This is a genomic window from Erwinia papayae, from assembly GCF_058241465.1.
The window spans coordinates 1,942,954-1,958,371 of record NZ_JBZCHT010000013.1 but is presented as its reverse complement, the minus strand read 5'-3'; the positions used below and the strand labels follow the sequence as shown (position 1 = coordinate 1,958,371).

The window sequence follows — 15,418 nt, the reverse complement described above, 5'->3', positions numbered from 1 at the left end:
TCAGTTAACGTGGGCCAGCGCCTCACGCATACCTTTATCAACAATTCGCTGCACATTTGCCGTCACGCTGGCGGCTAACTCAGGCACATCATTCAGATTCACTCCCCAGTGCGCCTCATCGCACAGCACCTGCTCCACCAGTTGCCGTGCGGTCAGCTGGTGCTGGTCGTACTGCTGCCACAAGGTACTGAAAAGCTGTAACCAGCGCGGATCGTCCTGAAGCGGATAGTCGCCGCTGTCGCGCTGACCGCGACAGAACACCAGCAGCGCCGCCAGCGCGAAAGTCAGTCTGGCCGGTAGTTTTTGTTGCTGTTGCTGGCTGACCAGCAATTGCGGCAGCAACCGTGTGCGAAATTTGGTCATGCCATTCAGGGCAATGGCCTGAAGTTGATGGTGAATAAACGGATTACGAAAGCGGTTGAGCACCGCATCGGCAAACAGATTAAGCTCAGGCGCGGGCAGGGACAGCGTCGGAATGATCTCCTGACGCAGCAGGGCTTCGACAAAATCCGCTATCTGCGCATCGGCCATTGCCTCACCCACCGTGTCCAGTCCCGCCAGAAAGGCCACCGGCACCAGCGCCGTGTGTGCGCCATTCAGAATCGCCACCTTCTGTTGTTTAAAGGGCCTGATATCGTCAACCAGCCTGACATTCAGCGGGTAATCATTCAGCCGCAATGCCTCAGCCAGCCAGTCCGGCCCCTGAATCACCAGCAGGTAGTAGACCTCTCCCGCGACCAGATACTCATCGCGATAGCCCAGCTGCTGCTCAATCTCTGCCGCATCCAGGGGATAGCCGGTGACAATACGGTCAACCAGCGTGGAACAGAACAGGTTATCCTGCGCCACCCACTGACTGAACGCCGCCGGAAGCTGCCATTCCGCAGCATACTGCAACACCAACGCTTTTAACGCCGCACCGTTATCATCAATCAGCTCAAAAGGCATAATCACCCAGCCTTTATCACTGGCCCCGGCAAAATGGTGCCAGCGCTCCAGCAGCAGACGGGTCAGTTTGGCCGGAAAAGAGGCGGGCGGCGTGTCGGTCACCTTTTCCCCTGCGGCATACTGAATCCCGGCTTCGGTGGTATTGGAGAAGACAAAGCGAATAGCCTCGTCACGCGCCAGTGCAAGAAAGGCGTCGAACTGTTGATAAGGATGTATTTCGCGGTTAACCGAACGGATTAACCGTGACTCACTGACCACATCACCCGCCGAATCAATGCCACGGATGAGCGTGGTGTACAGACCTTGCTGGCTGTTCAGCGTGCGCGATACCTCGCCGTTACGCGGACGCACTACCACCACACCGGCATCAAGGTGGGTGTGTTCGTTCAGCAGGTCTATTTGCCAGTCGATAAACGCGCGAAGGAAATTCCCTTCACCAAACTGAATAATACGATCGGGATGGTTCCGGCCTGGAAAGTGCTGGCGGTTCAGGCTGAGCATAACATCTTCCTGTAAGGTCTCGGGACAACAGGGCAGCACGCTGCCCATGCCGGTTAAATGCCAACGTCAAAGTAACGACGGGCATTGTTAAAACAGATGTTCTGTACCATTTTGCCCAACAGATTGATGTCGGCAGGGGCTTCGCCGTTATCCACCCAGCGGCCGATCATCTGGCACAGCAGACGGCGGAAATATTCATGGCGGGTATAGGAGAGGAAGCTGCGGCTGTCGGTGAGCATCCCGATAAAACGGCTGAGCAGCCCCATTTGCGCAAGCTGCGTCATCTGGCGGGTCATACCATCAAGCTGATCGTTAAACCACCAGGCGGAACCAAACTGGATTTTGCCCGGCTGCCCTTCTGCCTGGAAATTGCCCGCCAGCGTCGCCAGCACTTCGTTATCACGCGGATTGAGGCAGTAAAGAATGGTTTTAGGCAGTTGCTTATCGCGGTTTTGCGCATCCAGCAGTCGCGTCAGTGGCACCGCCACCGGACTGTCATTGATCGAATCATAGCCCACATCAGGCCCTGACAGCCTGAACTGGCGGCTGTTGGCGTTGCGCAATGCACCAATATGATACTGCTGAACCCAGCCGCGTCGGGCATATTCCCTGCCCAACCACAGCAGCACCGCCGTTCTGAACTGCGCAATTTCCAGCGCGTCAGGGGTGACTCCAGCCAGTCGCCGGGCGAGGATGCCGTCCAGCGTGGCATCTTCTGCCTCAGCAAACACCACCACATCCAGCGCATGATCCGCCACCTTACAGCCGTGAGCGGCGAAATGATCCAGGCGCAGGTTCAGCGCCCGCCGCAGATCGTCAAACCGGACAATATCAATATCCGCCACCGCAGCGAGTTTTTGCAGATAATCCGTAAAGCCCGCCGCCTCGATATTAAAGGCTTTATCCGGACGCCAGCTGGGCAGAACAGCAATATCAAAGCTGGGGTCTTCCGCCAGCTGACGGTGATAACGTAAATCGTCGATGGGATCGTCAGTAGTACCCACCATTCTGACGTTCATCTGTTGCATGATGCCACGCGCACTGAAACGTTCTTCTGCCAGCAGTTCGTTGCACTGCTGCCAGACAGCATCGGCTGTATGTTCAGACAATAAAGTGTGAGTGATGCCAAAAGGCCGACGAAGTTCCAGATGCGTCCAGTGATAAAGCGGGTTACCAATGGTGTCAGGCACCGTTCTGGCCCAGGCATCGTATTTTTCGCGGTCGCTGGCATCGCCGGTGATCAATGCTTCCGCTACGCCATTGGCGCGCATCGCTCGCCATTTGTAGTGGTCACCCTTCAGCCAGATGTCCCACAGATTAGTAAAACGATAATTTTCAGCAATTTGCTGCGGTGGCAGGTGGCAGTGGTAATCAAAAATGGGCTGGTCGGCAGCAAAATCATGGTACAACCGGCGGGCAAACTCGCCTGACAATAGAAAGTCTTCACTCAAAAAACCGGACATAACCTTCCCCTGTTTGGTCATCATGCAATAAAGTTATCATACCAATAAGCCTTTATGCTGGGGATTTTCTGCCACAGCGATCACAAAATCATCGATTTTTATCCCGACAAATCCATGCTATATAAAAAATATATTAAAAATCAGAATATTAAATTAAATACAAATTAACCATCCGAAAAATAGCAGTATTTGTGATGGTACTCACCTTTATAATTTGTATGACAGGTTATCGTCTCGACGTTCCGATACTGGCTGGATAAGTTTCCGAATAGTCATCGTGCGGGTGCCATTAGCGCTAAGCCGTCCCGCTCCGGACAGAACAGCCGCGAAAATATCGTGGTCTTAAAACAGAATCTGGAGAGTAACAATGCGTAAAATCAGGGGATTGCGTTGGTATATGATCGGGCTGGTGACCCTGGGAACCGTTTTAGGTTATCTGACGCGCAACACCATTGCCGTTGCCGCACCGGCGCTGGAATCACAGTTACATATCACCACCCAGCAGTACTCTTACATCGTTGCCGCCTACTCCGCCTGTTATACCATTATGCAACCCGTGGCAGGCTATATTCTGGATCTGCTGGGCACCCGCGCAGCCTATGCCATGTTCGCTATTTTGTGGGCGATATTTTGTGCTTCCACCGCGCTGGCTAACAGCTGGGGCGGGCTGGCCATTGCGCGTGCCGCCGTGGGTGCCGCAGAGGCCGCAATGATCCCTGCCGGGCTGAAAGCCAGTAGTGAGTGGTTTCCGGCCAGGGAACGCTCGGTTGCCGTAGGCTACTTCAATGTCGGCTCGTCCATTGGCGCAATGCTGGCACCGCCGTTGGTGGTCTGGGCAATTATGGCGCACAGCTGGGAGATGGCATTTATTGTCACCGGTATCCTCAGTGGCATCTGGGCATTGTGCTGGCTGTTCTTCTATAAGCATCCGAAAGACCACAAAAAATTACAGAATGATGAACGTGACTATATTCTCGCCGGTCAGGAAGCTCAGCATCAGTCCACCCATGCCAGAAAGATGTCAGCCTGGCAAATTATCCGCAACCGCCAGTTCTGGGGGATAGCGCTGCCGCGTTTTCTGGCTGAGCCAGCCTGGGGGACGTTTAATGCCTGGATCCCCCTGTTTATGTTCAAAGTTTACGGATTTAACCTGAAGGAAATTGCGCTCTTTGCCTGGTTACCGATGCTGTTCGCCGACCTGGGATGCATTCTGGGTGGCTATCTGCCGCCACTGTTTCAACGCTGGTTTGGCGTTAATCTGATTGTGTCACGTAAACTGGTGGTGACGATGGGGGCCGTGCTGATGATCGGTCCGGGAACCATCGGCCTGTTTACCAGCCCCTATGTTGCTATTGCTTTGCTCTGCCTGGGCGGATTTGCTCACCAGTCATTATCCGGCGCGTTAATTACTCTCTCCTCTGACGTTTTCGGTCGTAACGAGGTGGCCACGGCCAATGGTCTGACCGGGATGGCTGCATGGACCGCCAGCACGCTGTTCGCCCTGGTGGTTGGCGCGCTGGCGGATACGCTGGGTTTCAGCCCGCTGTTTGCCGTTCTGGCGCTGATGGATCTGCTGGGCGCAGCGGCGATCTGGACATTGCTCAGTAATCGTCCGGTGGTCAGTCAGGCAAAAATTGTGCCGGAGAACGGCGCGACGCTGACACAATCTTAGCAGCAGTTCCTCTCCTGGCATGAAAGTGGTATAACAAATCGTATTTTAGTCACACAGCCGGAGAGGAACTATGGTTCTGACTGAATCCAGACGTCTTTATCAACAGCTCGCCGCCGAGTTTAAACAGCGCCTGCAACAGGGCATCTATTCGGTTGGCGAAAAATTACCCGCAGAACGCTACATTGCGGAGGAGATGGGCGTCAGCCGGACGGTAGTCCGTGAAGCAATTATCATGCTGGAGGTGGAGGGCTTCGTCGAAGTACGCAAAGGCTCCGGCATTCATGTTATCTCGCAGCAACAAAATAAAACGGTAACCCCGGACAGTTCGCTTGAGTTCGCCAGCTTTGGTCCTTTTGAGCTGCTACAGGCACGTCAGCTGGTAGAGAGCAATATTGCGGAGTTTGCAGCCACTCAGGTTACCCGCCAGGATATTTTGCAACTGATGGAAATCCAGCAACAGGCGCGAAAAGAAGATCGCTTTCGCGATTCAGAATGGGATCTGAAATTTCATGTGCAGATCGCCCAGTCAACACAGAATGGCGCGCTGGCAGCAATTGTTGAAAAAATGTGGTTACACCGTTTGCATAATCCCTACTGGCTGAAACTGCACGAACACATCGATGATAAGTCGATTGAAAGCTGGTGTGATGACCATGACAGAATCCTTAATGCCTTGATCAAAAAGGATCCTTCGGCCAGTAAGCTGGCAATGTGGCAACATCTGGAAAACACGCGTCAGATGCTGTTTGATGCAACAACAGACGATTTTGAATGCAATATTGACCGCTATATGTTCTCAGAAAACCCGGTTGTAACCCTGCAATCACCTGTAGTAAGCAAATAATTAACCTTTTCCGCCGCTCAGGGCAGCGGAAAAGCCCCCCCAATCGGCGCTTATTGTGTCAGCCTGTGTAAAACTTCTTTGCCTCTGCCTTTCGCGCCTGTAAAACAGTCCTGCCGCTGAGCTGATCCCGTCATATTCTCCGTCATCGGGTAACTGGCGACGCTTTTCACGCCGCTGGTAATGGTTCAGAACTTCGGTTTTTTTACGTCCGTGATAATTTCGTTGATGTAAAGTCGTCAATCCGCACCCATACTAATGAACAATTCATCGTGTCGGATTTTGCCAATAACAGCGCTAATAATGCTTTTTCAGGAATCGCTTGTATGGATATTTTCAAACAACTGGTCCACGCACTCTGGCAGCAGGATTATGAAATGCTGGCCGACCCCACACTGGTGTGGGCGATCTACGGCATTTTGTTTATGATCCTGTTCCTTGAAAATGGCCTGCTGCCCGCTGCGTTTTTGCCTGGCGACAGTCTGCTGATTCTGGTGGGCGTACTGATTGCTAAAGGGACAATGACCTTTCCGCTCACGCTGTTGATCCTGACAACGGCAGCCAGCCTGGGATGCTGGGTGGGATATGTTCAGGGGAGATGGCTGGGTAACACCACCATCGTACAGAAATGGTTGTCGCACCTGCCGGTACAGTATCATGAGCGGGCGCATCGTCTGTTTCACCGCCACGGGCTGTCTGCCCTGCTGGTGGGCCGCTTTATCGCTTTTGTCAGGACGTTGCTGCCCACCATTGCCGGTTTGTCTGGCCTGAGTAATGCACGTTTTCAGTTCTTTAACTGGATGAGCGGTCTTCTCTGGGTGCTGATCCTGACAGTAATGGGCTTCGCACTTGGCAAAACGCCTGTTTTCCGCCGCTACGAAGACCAGTTAATGTTCTGCCTGATGCTACTCCCGTTGTTTTTGCTGGTGTTTGGGCTGGTGGGTTCGCTGTATGTCTTGTGGCGAAAAAAACGTAGTGCAGGTCAGTAAGAATGCTAAATACGACCAGATTACGCGGCCGACACCTGACTCTGTTTGCGGTTATCGCCGCTTTGATGCTGACGCTGTTTTTGCCGGTACTGCTGCGCAATGAATCAGCTCTGCACATCCGTGCATCACGTCAGGGAGTCGCCTTACCGGACGGCTTTTACGTCTATGAGCGGCTTAACGCAGAGGGGATTCAGATCAAAAGCATTACTCTGGATGACAATGCACTGGTCATCAGGTTCGATACCCCAACGCAAAGCGCCGCAGCAGAAAAAGTCCTACGCCAACTCCTGCCCTTCGACTTTAATATCGCCCGGCAGGAGCACTCCGCCTCTGCTGACTGGAGCCACCGCATCAGCCTCTACCAGCAGGCTGTCAGTTAACACTCCCTCCCAGCGCCCGGCCTGAACACCGGGCCGTGTGTTTCCTCCCTGAAATTTATCTCTTTTTGAGCTTTCCGTATTTTCTGACTATGCTTACTCCATTCACAGAACGATTTGTTAACAGGACCAACCGGGTATTGCAGCGCCCGAACAACGGAAGGTAGCAACCTACATGAAATTTCTCGCAATTCCTGCATTCACACTTCTTACCCTGACCAGTTTTGCCCAGGCAGCTGACTCACTCTGCCTGCAAAAAGAGCAGGACACTCAGCATGAGATCGATATTGCCCGCCAGCATAACAATCAGCGGCGGGTAAATGGCCTCGAACGCGCGCTAACCGAGGCCAGAGCCGGGTGTTCAGATGAAAAACTGAAAACACTCCACCAGCAGAAAATAAAGCAACATCAGCAGAAAGTTGCTGAACGCCAGCAAGAGCTGGAGAAGGAAAAAGCGGAGGGTGACGACAGCAAGAAAATTGCCAAACGTGAAGCGAAACTGGCAGAAGCTAAACATGAATTGCAGGAAGTAATCGCTGCACCTTATTGATAACCCTGTCCCTCACCTGTTGAATATTCAAGGAGTTTATAATGCCTAAAGATACCACCTCTGAACATCTGCGTGCTGACCTGAAAACGCTGGCTGACACGCTGGAAGAAGTGCTGAGTACCACCAGCGAAAAATCAAAATCTGAGCTGGATAAGCTGCGTAGCAAAGCACAAAGCGCGCTGAAAGAAACCCGCGCTCTTCTGGGCGATTCCGGCGAACGCATTGCTAAAACATCGCGGGAAGTTGCGGATCATGCGGATGTTTACGTGCGCGAAAATCCCTGGACCAGCGTGGGCATCGGTGCCGCCATTGGTGTGGTTCTCGGTGTCCTGCTGACGCGTCGCTAACAATGGCGGATTCACAACAAAGCCACGGCCCCGGCAAAGGGGTCATTAATATCGGCCAACGAATTGTCACCACTCTGGTGGGGATAGTTGAAACCCGCGTCCGACTGGTGGTGGTTGAACTTGAGGAAGAGAAAGCCAGGCTGATTCAGATGCTGATGATGGTTGGCCTGACAATGCTGTTCACCGCCTTTGGTCTGATGAGCCTGATGGTGTTGATTATCTGGGCGGTCGATGCTCAGTACCGGCTGATGGCAATTGGTATCACTACCGCAGTGTTGTTCGCTCTGGCGATTATCTTTGGCGTCTGGACTCTGGTGAAATCGCGGCGTTCAACGCTCCTCAGTGCCACACGTAAAGAGCTGAAGTCCGACCGTAAGCTGTTGGAGGACGACTGATGAGCCGCGAGCTGAACGAGCGCAAGGCTGAACTGCTGCGTCTGGTGCAGCAACAACGGCTTGACCTCAGTGCAGAAAAAAAATTATGGCTGGAAAGCACTGCACGTTACGACAGCGGCTGGCTGACGCTGGTCAGCCTGCGCCGCTATCTCGCGGTCGGCAGCAGCCTGATGGCCATCTGGTCTGTGCGTAATCCGCGCATCATCACCCGCTGGGCCAGACGTGGCCTTGGGCTCTGGAGTACCTGGCGTATGGTGCGAAACTACCTTCCACGCCGATGAACACCTTAATCCGCTTTTACCCGCCAACCTGACGACAGTATCCGGTACTTTCCGGGACTGTTGCCTGCTGTTCAGTTTTCCTGAATAACCTGGTCAGTTTATCTTGCTTACAATACTCATCTTTCACGAATAATATTCTCAGCAATGAACGGCATACGACGTCAACAAGGCGTCATGCCTGTTTTGAATGACTACACAACAATCTGTTGCTCAGCAAAAAACGTATGGGGTTGATGATGAAAAAATTAGAAAATGTGGGTTTCCTGATCGCACGTATTTTGATGCCAGTGCTGTTTATTGTCGCGGGCTGGGGCAAGCTCACCGGTTATGCCGCAACGCAGCAGTACATGGAACATATGGGCGTACCGGGCTTTCTGCTGCCGCTGACCATTCTGCTTGAATTTGGTGGCGGTCTGGCCATTCTGTTTGGGTTCCTTACGCGTTTCACCGCTATTTTTACTGCGGTCTTTACGCTGATTACCGCGTTTATTTTTCATATTGATTTCAGCGTGGCAGGTAACTCTATCAACTTCATGAAGAACTTCACCATCGCTGGCGGTTATCTGCTGCTGTTTATTACCGGTCCAGGCGCATACAGCATTGACCGTCTGTTAAACAAGAAGTGGTAATTTCAGCAAGCTACAGAAATGCTTCGGGCATGGTCGATAATCGTGCCCCTATCCCCCGAACACCGACCTGCGCGTAATCTCTGTTTTCAAAAGGTTCCGGACTAAGACACCACAAATTTTGTGGTGTCACCTCGCCTGTCATGCGCGGTGGCGTCTTCGGCCAGCGTCAACAACCTGCCAGCATCGCACGCTCACTGAAATGGCGGCTTAACGGTAAACGCACTGACTACATACGGAATCGCTCGTGGCATTGCGGCTTATATTGTTGAAAATGATTTCTGACGCAATGCGCTATCCCCAGTATTTTCATCGCCGCTTTATCCTTCTGGTCATTGTTAATATATTTACAAGGGATGTCATCCTGGGAGATAACTACCTGTTCCAGATGTTTTATTCATTCCTGGCGACTCATTTTTGACAGAGATGTTGTAACAAGTGGATAATCTCAGGCAGCATTCTGCCAGAAAAAATTCACCGTCTTCCGCCAGTGCAAAGTAGTTATTACGTCTGTCATCTCGCAATTTTTCTATTACGGGATCATTTATCGGATAGGATTTTAATCGTCGAGGTCGATATCGGACTAACTCTCAGCTCATTAGTATGACCCTGATATGCTTTTCTGCCTCGAAAGTTGGTTTTTCAATTTTCAGATCGTCTGCTATTTTGAGAAATCACGAAAATATTTTTTACTATCCAGCCGTGGATGATAATTAAATCGGCTGAATCAGGTAACGTTAACATTAAAAAAACAGATCGAAAACGATCTGTTTTAAATAATGATAAAATTTTTAGTTAAAAAAATATCTGACATTAACCAAGCGCAATAAAAACCATAATGAAGTTCTAAAATATTTAATTATCATTAGAATAAAAACATTAAGAAAAATGCCATTAAATATCAATATATCAACTAGTTAATAATCAACTCTCGTTTTACTGTGAAAAAATGCTGAGACCAAATTTTACGATACCAATTACGCCTGAGCCGATGTTTGTAATAGCAGAAACAATATCCAGTTCAAGTAAGCTACCAATACCAGAGCCTAAAGTTTTGGCAGCAGTTGTAGCATCAGTTACAAGGCCACCTAATGCAGTACCCTGATCAACAATATTGCCTATAGCTGAACCAATTGCAGCCCCAACATCAGCAAATATACCCGCACCTGAAACAGACTGAATTTCTGTAGAAATTAACTCACGCATTGCAACTTCTCCTTTAAAATTTTAATATCCCTGACGCTCACATTTCTGCGTCACGCTGATTTAATAAAAACATTCAGGAAAAGTCAAATAATCATCAGAATATTTCCCCATCCTGAAAGTCTCACAACAGAGTAAATGTTAAAAATTAAATACACATTAAGCACAAAATAAATTAATTATGAATATATTCAAATTTAACACCCCCAAACAATAAACAATCACAGATATTTAAAAAAAAGAAAACTTTCCAGTAATGCGTTATATTTACTGCTTAACGTCGTAAAAAAAATTTTCTGGCCTCTGATATTTGGAAACAATTATGGGACTGTTGATTAACGGAGTCTGGCACGACAGATGGTATGACACGAAAGCCAGCGGCGGACACTTCAAGCGTTCTGAGTCTGCCTTTCGCAACTGGGTGACGCCGAATGGTGAAGCGGGTCCAACTGGTGTGGCAGGCTTTGCTGCCGAAGCTGACCGCTACCATCTGTATGTTTCCCTCGCCTGCCCGTGGGCACATCGCACACTGATTATGCGCAAGCTGAAAGGCCTGGAAAGGCTGATTTCTGTCTCGGTGGTGCATCCATTGATGTTGGAAAATGGCTGGACCTTTGAGCAGGACTTTGCGGCAGCGACCGGTGATAAACTGATGCACAAGGACTTTCTCTACCAGGTCTATCTGGAGGCTGACAGTCAATACAGCGGCCGGGTCACCGTACCTGTTCTGTGGGATAAACGGCAAAATACCCTGGTCAGCAACGAGTCGGCCGATATTTTGCGGATGTTCAACAGTGTATTTGATGAAGTTGGTGCCCTGACGGGCGACTATTATCCGCCCGAATTGCGTGACGGTATCGATCAGGTTAATAGTTGGGTGTACGACACGGTGAACAACGGCGTATATAAAGCGGGTTTTGCCACCACCCAGCAGGCTTACGATGAGGCGGTTCATGCGCTGTTCAATTCGCTGGACCGGCTGGAAAAAATGTTGGGAGAACATCGCTACCTGACCGGCAACCGCCTGACCGAGGCTGACTTACGGCTGTGGACCACGCTGGTGCGCTTCGATCCGGTATATGTCACCCATTTTAAATGCGACAGGCAGCGTATCGGCGACTATCCAAACCTGAGTGGTTTCCTGCGGGAGATTTACCAGATGCCTGGCCTCGCTGAAACGGTTAATCTGGCCCATATTCGTCATCATTATTATCGCAGCCATAAAACCATTAATCCTTATGGCATAATTTCTGACGGACCAGCTTTCAACTGGGATCACCCCCACGGGCGCGAGCGACATGTTGACTGAGTGCAGGGGCGGTGCGTTCAGCGTCGCCCCGCTAATTCATCAACCTGCCCGTTTTGCCAGCAACTTTGGAATTTCCCGCAGGCACCAGGCTTTCGCCTCCCCCATACTGTCCCGCCGCCATGCCATGATAATGTCAACTTCACGCGTATATTCCGGGCTGACCACTCGCAACCGACCTTCGGCAATATCGTTTTCCACCATCGGATAAGGCATTGAAGCCACTCCCAGGCCAGCCAGCAGGGCACGATGTTTGTCTTCAATGGAGCTGACCGTGAGTCGCGGCTGCTTATCCAGCAGTTGTACGGTCAGAACCGGACGTTCGCGAGCCGTATCGGCCACCGCGATGCCGCGGTATTTTACCCTGGTCACTTCGGAGAGCGGCTCAGGTTCCTGATGAATGGGATGCTCCGGGCTGGCGACAAAAACACTTAACATACTGTAAAGCTTACGGCTGTTAATTTCTGACGAGGTGCGGAAATGCAAAGCCGGCGCGATAACGATATCCGCCCGCCCCTGTTCCAGCCGTTCCCACGCCCCTGCCAGCACCTCGGTAACCAGCGAAATCTGGGTATTGGCTTTATCTGCCAGTTTATCGATTAACGGAAAAAGCATTTCGCAAGGCACCAGTGCTTCGGTAACGATGGTGAGATGGGTCTCCCATCCGCGCGCCAGTGCTTCGGCATCGGTAGTCAGCTTGTCTGCGGCTTCTAATAACAGGCGACCCCGCTCCAGCAGCATCCGACCCACGTTAGTGAATTTAGTGCGATGTCCGGAACGGTCAAACAGCACCACATCCAGTTCTTCCTCCAGCTTTTGCATGGTGTAGCTAAGTGCGGAAGGAACCCGACCTAACTCCTCGGCAGCTGCGGCAAAACTGCCCCGCCGATCAATTGCATCCATCACCCGCAGTGCTTCCAGTGTCAGTGCACGGTCTTTAGCCATGGCCATTCTCTGTCAGGAATTTTGAATATAGCGAGCAGATTAACTGGCTAACAATCCAACGTCCAGAAACTTACCATAACGTTATGATAAAAGGTCGGGTTCAGACCAACAGGGGAGGCTCTGATGATTACCAGTCGCACCGCGCAGGCGTGTGGCAAAGCTGATTATGGCTGGCTACAGGCACGCTACACCTTTTCCTTTGGACACTATTTTGACCCCAGACTGCTGGGATACGCTTCCCTGCGCGTACTCAATCATGAAGTGCTGGCACCAGCAGCCTCTTTTCAGGCCCGCACCTATCCGGGAGTTGATGTCCTGAACCTGATTTTGCAGGGTGAAGCAGAATACCGCGACAGTAAAGGCAATCACGCCTGCGTCGGCACCGGAGAAGCATTGCTGCTGTCGGCTCAGTCGGGTATCAGCTACAGCGAATGCAATCTGAGCAGAACGCAGCCGCTGGTCAGAATGCAGCTGTGGCTGGATGCCTGTCCGCAGCGTGATAATGAAACCTTCCAGCTAATACAGCTGGCAAAAAAACAGACTCACACGCTGCTGGCTTCGCCGGACGGTGCAGAACATAGCCTGCAACTGCGCCAGCAGGTGTGGGTGCACCATCTGGTGTTAAAAAGCGGAGAAACACAGACCGTTGAGCTGCATGGTCCCCGCGCGTATTTACAGTCGATTCATGGCAACCTGCATGTTGCCAGCGCTTCGGACACAACCGAAGCACTGGCGTGCGGAGATGGGGCATTTATTCGCGAAGAACCGAGGGTGACCATAAAGGCCGGGACGTCTCTGCATGCGCTGATCATTGATCTGCCCGTGTGAACCTTAAACAGGGCGTGACCTGTTCGTCCGAACCGCAGCCGACTACAGCACGCTTAATGTAACGCTTTCTGACGTTTTGACAGCCAGTGCTGATGCAGTTGCAACGCAGCCGGGCCAATCGCATCCTGACTCTCTTCCCACTCCTCCGGCGTCATGTTGTCCAGCTGGGCGAAGTTCTCCTCTTTGCCATGCAGAGCAATGACCTCAAGCGCCGGTTGTAGCTCTGATGACAGCGTTGACCAGTCATCCAACGCCACACCACGCATGTAGCCGAAGCACCACTCTTCCACAACCCGGTACTCCTGCCCCTCTACCTCACGGAAACCAAACATCGGGTCAAATTGATCCGGCGCCTCATTAAGCCGATCGCGGATGTCGTTCATATGTTGTAAAACCAGATCAATAAAGCGCTTCATGGTCTCTTCAGAAAACTCGTCCATGAGATACTCTTTATCTCCCCATAATGCGGCCAGCCATCGCGAGGTGGGCAGCAGGTTGGGGCCTGAGAGGATGGCGGTCAACATACCGTCCAGTTCGGAAACATCCACGACAGAATCATCATTTCCGTGGTTCAGCAGGAGGTCATCAAGCCATTCCAGATCATCTTCGTCCAGTGGTCCGCTATTCATCCGGGTTCTCCTCAACAATTTATGATGGAGGGAGTTTACCCGTTAATCGCCATCAACCTGTATCCCGGATTTCAGATAATGGTGACATGGTGCAGGTTTTTGCCAACAACGCAAAAGTGTGACCAGTGAAATTTGTAGAGAGGGAGAGGAGGAACCGCGCCACCCGATGGCGCGGCATGAAGATGAATTACTCTTTTGCCATCGGCGTTTCAATGACCTTTGGTGCTTCTGATCCCTGAAGGGTGGAGACGCGTTTTTCCACCTCAGCAACCTGACTGGCGTTGTGCAACAGGGTATAGGTCAGGTCGAAATGGGTACTCTGACCTGCTTCAAGCTTCTTCACACGTTTTTGTTCACGCTCAATGGTCACCGGATAGGCATAGCTGGTACCGGGTTCAATACCGGTGACATAGCCCTGCTTAAGCGTGTCAGTATTTTTCCACATGGTCAGCACCGGCAGCTGAGTAGTATTGAAGCCGATCGCCGCCCCTTTATCTCCGGCCTTGTTGATCACTGCGGCAACGGTCTGCTTATCGGCACCAGAGAGGGGTTTAAAGTTAAACACCATTTCGTCAAAATCTTTGGTCGGTCCGGCATAGGTCTGCCAGTTTTTCAGGCCAGCTTTAGCGTAATCGTTGAACGGGCTGACGCTCTCAACGGGCGCGATAAAGCGGGCACCCTCTTCCAGAATGGGTGTGCCGAAGTTGCTGTGATAGATAATCTGATAATCGTGAGCGTAGTCGGCATGGTTGGTCAGCACGTCATGCAGGCTGAAGCTGTTGCTGCCGGGAATATAGCTCAGCTCGGTAGCGGTCTGGAGATCAACCTTTTTAAAGGTGCTCTCTTTTACCAGTCCCCGAATGCGGATTTCGTAAGGCGCTTTTTCACTGACCTCAACGGAAACCTCAGACGCCGGTGTGTTGCCGACTTTGCCATGCAGGGTGTAAATACGGCCATCAGCGGTGACCGGGTGGCCGGTCCATTCATAACCACAACGCACTACCATTTCGTTGAAACCATCCAGCCAGCCCAGACCATTACGGCTTTCCAGGTTGATAAAGGCCGGATTAACCACCTCTTTCACCGGCGAATCCCAACCCATGCGCACACCATACCCTTCCACATGCAGTAAATTCATACCACGTGTGGGGCTGAGGGTGATAGTCAGACCGTTTTTACTGGTGATGGTGATAATTTTACTGCCTTCCTGTTTACCCCCGTGGAGTACTTTTTGCTCAATGCTGAAAGTCTGATCTTTGATTTTCAGCTGCTGGCTGGTTACCTGCCAGTTTCCTTGTTCTGTGCCGCTTTCAGCGCTGGTCAGCAACCAGCTTTTAGCGCAAACCTGACCGGATACAAGCAAAGCAACAGTAGATAACAGCAACGTTTTTTTCATGAGTCCTTCCTTTTGGCTGAATCGATTATGTGCATAACCCCTGAAATCTAATGATTAATCAGCGAAAAAAATGTGATCGGATTCATTTAGCGCTACGAAAATGTAAAGAAAATCAAAAAGT

17 protein-coding genes are annotated in these 15,418 nt (G+C 51.3%); 11 read left to right on the top strand and 6 right to left on the bottom strand.

Features of this window, described 5'->3' with window-relative positions; translation table 11 throughout:
• Both AC3RPL_RS25295 and uxaC read right to left on the bottom strand, forming a co-directional pair.
• A complete protein-coding gene (locus tag AC3RPL_RS25295; RefSeq protein ID WP_490741988.1) occupies positions 1-1,449 on the bottom strand; it encodes a tagaturonate reductase in 1,449 nt (482 codons plus the stop codon).
• A 53-nt stretch (positions 1,450-1,502) separates the two neighbouring features.
• Positions 1,503-2,912, bottom strand: coding sequence for a glucuronate isomerase (uxaC, locus tag AC3RPL_RS25290; protein ID WP_490741987.1), 1,410 nt, complete (start codon positions 2,910-2,912; stop codon positions 1,503-1,505).
• 367 nt (positions 2,913-3,279) lie between these two features.
• On the opposite strand from uxaC, the gene AC3RPL_RS25285 reads away from it, so the two are divergent.
• The 9 genes from AC3RPL_RS25285 (at position 3,280) to AC3RPL_RS25245 (ending at position 8,993) form a co-directional block, all read left to right on the top strand.
• The gene (locus tag AC3RPL_RS25285; protein WP_490741986.1) at positions 3,280-4,584 is read left to right on the top strand and encodes an MFS transporter; all 1,305 of its coding nucleotides are present in this window, start codon (positions 3,280-3,282) and stop codon (positions 4,582-4,584) included.
• 70 nt (positions 4,585-4,654) lie between these two features.
• Complete coding sequence (exuR, locus tag AC3RPL_RS25280) at positions 4,655-5,428, top strand: transcriptional regulator ExuR (protein ID WP_490741985.1); 774 nt, start codon at positions 4,655-4,657, stop codon at positions 5,426-5,428.
• A 323-nt stretch (positions 5,429-5,751) separates the two neighbouring features.
• Entirely contained in the window at positions 5,752-6,414 is a 663-nt protein-coding gene (locus AC3RPL_RS25275; RefSeq protein WP_367168109.1) for a DedA family protein, read from the top strand.
• A gap of 2 nt (positions 6,415-6,416) precedes the next feature.
• A complete protein-coding gene (gene mzrA / locus AC3RPL_RS25270; RefSeq protein ID WP_490741984.1) occupies positions 6,417-6,794 on the top strand; it encodes an EnvZ/OmpR regulon moderator MzrA in 378 nt (125 codons plus the stop codon).
• 172 nt (positions 6,795-6,966) lie between these two features.
• Entirely contained in the window at positions 6,967-7,341 is a 375-nt protein-coding gene (locus tag AC3RPL_RS25265) for a DUF1090 domain-containing protein (RefSeq protein ID WP_490741983.1), read from the top strand.
• Positions 7,342-7,382: 41 nt separating this feature from the next.
• Positions 7,383-7,688 (top strand): ElaB/YgaM/YqjD family protein, encoded by a 306-nt coding sequence (locus AC3RPL_RS25260; protein WP_490741982.1) that lies wholly within the window; start codon positions 7,383-7,385, stop codon positions 7,686-7,688.
• Positions 7,689-7,690: 2 nt separating this feature from the next.
• Entirely contained in the window at positions 7,691-8,083 is a 393-nt protein-coding gene (locus AC3RPL_RS25255) for a phage holin family protein (RefSeq protein WP_034939790.1), read from the top strand.
• Positions 8,083-8,364, top strand: a complete 282-nt coding sequence (locus AC3RPL_RS25250) for a YqjK-like family protein (RefSeq protein WP_034939792.1) — start codon at positions 8,083-8,085, stop codon at positions 8,362-8,364. The genes AC3RPL_RS25255 and AC3RPL_RS25250 overlap by 1 nt, the downstream gene beginning before the upstream one ends.
• Positions 8,365-8,600: 236 nt before the next feature.
• Positions 8,601-8,993, top strand: a complete 393-nt coding sequence (locus AC3RPL_RS25245; RefSeq protein WP_490741981.1) for a DoxX family protein — start codon at positions 8,601-8,603, stop codon at positions 8,991-8,993.
• A gap of 933 nt (positions 8,994-9,926) precedes the next feature.
• Here AC3RPL_RS25245 and AC3RPL_RS25240 read toward each other — a convergent pair.
• A complete protein-coding gene (locus AC3RPL_RS25240; protein ID WP_490741980.1) occupies positions 9,927-10,196 on the bottom strand; it encodes a hypothetical protein in 270 nt (89 codons plus the stop codon).
• Positions 10,197-10,515: 319 nt separating this feature from the next.
• On the opposite strand from AC3RPL_RS25240, the gene AC3RPL_RS25235 reads away from it, so the two are divergent.
• Positions 10,516-11,502 carry a glutathione S-transferase family protein gene (locus AC3RPL_RS25235; RefSeq protein ID WP_490741979.1) on the top strand — a complete coding sequence of 329 codons (987 nt, stop codon included), beginning with the start codon at positions 10,516-10,518 and terminating at the stop codon, positions 11,500-11,502.
• Positions 11,503-11,541: 39 nt separating this feature from the next.
• Here the strand turns inward: AC3RPL_RS25235 and AC3RPL_RS25230 are convergent, their stop codons facing one another.
• Entirely contained in the window at positions 11,542-12,444 is a 903-nt protein-coding gene (locus tag AC3RPL_RS25230; protein WP_034939798.1) for a LysR family transcriptional regulator, read from the bottom strand.
• Positions 12,445-12,567: 123 nt separating this feature from the next.
• Between AC3RPL_RS25230 and AC3RPL_RS25225 the strand changes: the two genes are divergently transcribed.
• On the top strand, positions 12,568-13,272 hold the full coding sequence (locus AC3RPL_RS25225) for a pirin family protein (RefSeq protein ID WP_490741978.1): 705 nt from the start codon (positions 12,568-12,570) through the stop codon (positions 13,270-13,272).
• Between the two features lie 53 nt (positions 13,273-13,325).
• Here AC3RPL_RS25225 and AC3RPL_RS25220 read toward each other — a convergent pair whose 3' ends face one another.
• Both AC3RPL_RS25220 and AC3RPL_RS25215 read right to left on the bottom strand, forming a co-directional pair.
• Positions 13,326-13,901, bottom strand: a complete 576-nt coding sequence (locus tag AC3RPL_RS25220; protein WP_490741977.1) for a UPF0149 family protein — start codon at positions 13,899-13,901, stop codon at positions 13,326-13,328.
• Positions 13,902-14,088: 187 nt separating this feature from the next.
• Positions 14,089-15,297 carry an aldose 1-epimerase family protein gene (locus AC3RPL_RS25215; protein ID WP_034939803.1) on the bottom strand — a complete coding sequence of 403 codons (1,209 nt, stop codon included), beginning with the start codon at positions 15,295-15,297 and terminating at the stop codon, positions 14,089-14,091.
• Between the last annotated feature and the right edge of the window lie 121 nt (positions 15,298-15,418).

Coding starts and splice junctions, on each gene's coding strand:
- AC3RPL_RS25295 (WP_490741988.1), bottom strand. CDS start 1,449: ATGCTCAGCCTGAACCGCCAGCACTTTCCAGGCCGGAACCATCCCGAT.
- uxaC (WP_490741987.1), bottom strand. CDS start 2,912: ATGTCCGGTTTTTTGAGTGAAGACTTTCTATTGTCAGGCGAGTTTGCC.
- AC3RPL_RS25285 (WP_490741986.1), top strand. CDS start 3,280: ATGCGTAAAATCAGGGGATTGCGTTGGTATATGATCGGGCTGGTGACC.
- exuR (WP_490741985.1), top strand. CDS start 4,655: ATGGTTCTGACTGAATCCAGACGTCTTTATCAACAGCTCGCCGCCGAG.
- AC3RPL_RS25275 (WP_367168109.1), top strand. CDS start 5,752: ATGGATATTTTCAAACAACTGGTCCACGCACTCTGGCAGCAGGATTAT.
- mzrA (WP_490741984.1), top strand. CDS start 6,417: ATGCTAAATACGACCAGATTACGCGGCCGACACCTGACTCTGTTTGCG.
- AC3RPL_RS25265 (WP_490741983.1), top strand. CDS start 6,967: ATGAAATTTCTCGCAATTCCTGCATTCACACTTCTTACCCTGACCAGT.
- AC3RPL_RS25260 (WP_490741982.1), top strand. CDS start 7,383: ATGCCTAAAGATACCACCTCTGAACATCTGCGTGCTGACCTGAAAACG.
- AC3RPL_RS25255 (WP_034939790.1), top strand. CDS start 7,691: ATGGCGGATTCACAACAAAGCCACGGCCCCGGCAAAGGGGTCATTAAT.
- AC3RPL_RS25250 (WP_034939792.1), top strand. CDS start 8,083: ATGAGCCGCGAGCTGAACGAGCGCAAGGCTGAACTGCTGCGTCTGGTG.
- AC3RPL_RS25245 (WP_490741981.1), top strand. CDS start 8,601: ATGAAAAAATTAGAAAATGTGGGTTTCCTGATCGCACGTATTTTGATG.
- AC3RPL_RS25240 (WP_490741980.1), bottom strand. CDS start 10,196: ATGCGTGAGTTAATTTCTACAGAAATTCAGTCTGTTTCAGGTGCGGGT.
- AC3RPL_RS25235 (WP_490741979.1), top strand. CDS start 10,516: ATGGGACTGTTGATTAACGGAGTCTGGCACGACAGATGGTATGACACG.
- AC3RPL_RS25230 (WP_034939798.1), bottom strand. CDS start 12,444: ATGGCTAAAGACCGTGCACTGACACTGGAAGCACTGCGGGTGATGGAT.
- AC3RPL_RS25225 (WP_490741978.1), top strand. CDS start 12,568: ATGATTACCAGTCGCACCGCGCAGGCGTGTGGCAAAGCTGATTATGGC.
- AC3RPL_RS25220 (WP_490741977.1), bottom strand. CDS start 13,901: ATGAATAGCGGACCACTGGACGAAGATGATCTGGAATGGCTTGATGAC.
- AC3RPL_RS25215 (WP_034939803.1), bottom strand. CDS start 15,297: ATGAAAAAAACGTTGCTGTTATCTACTGTTGCTTTGCTTGTATCCGGT.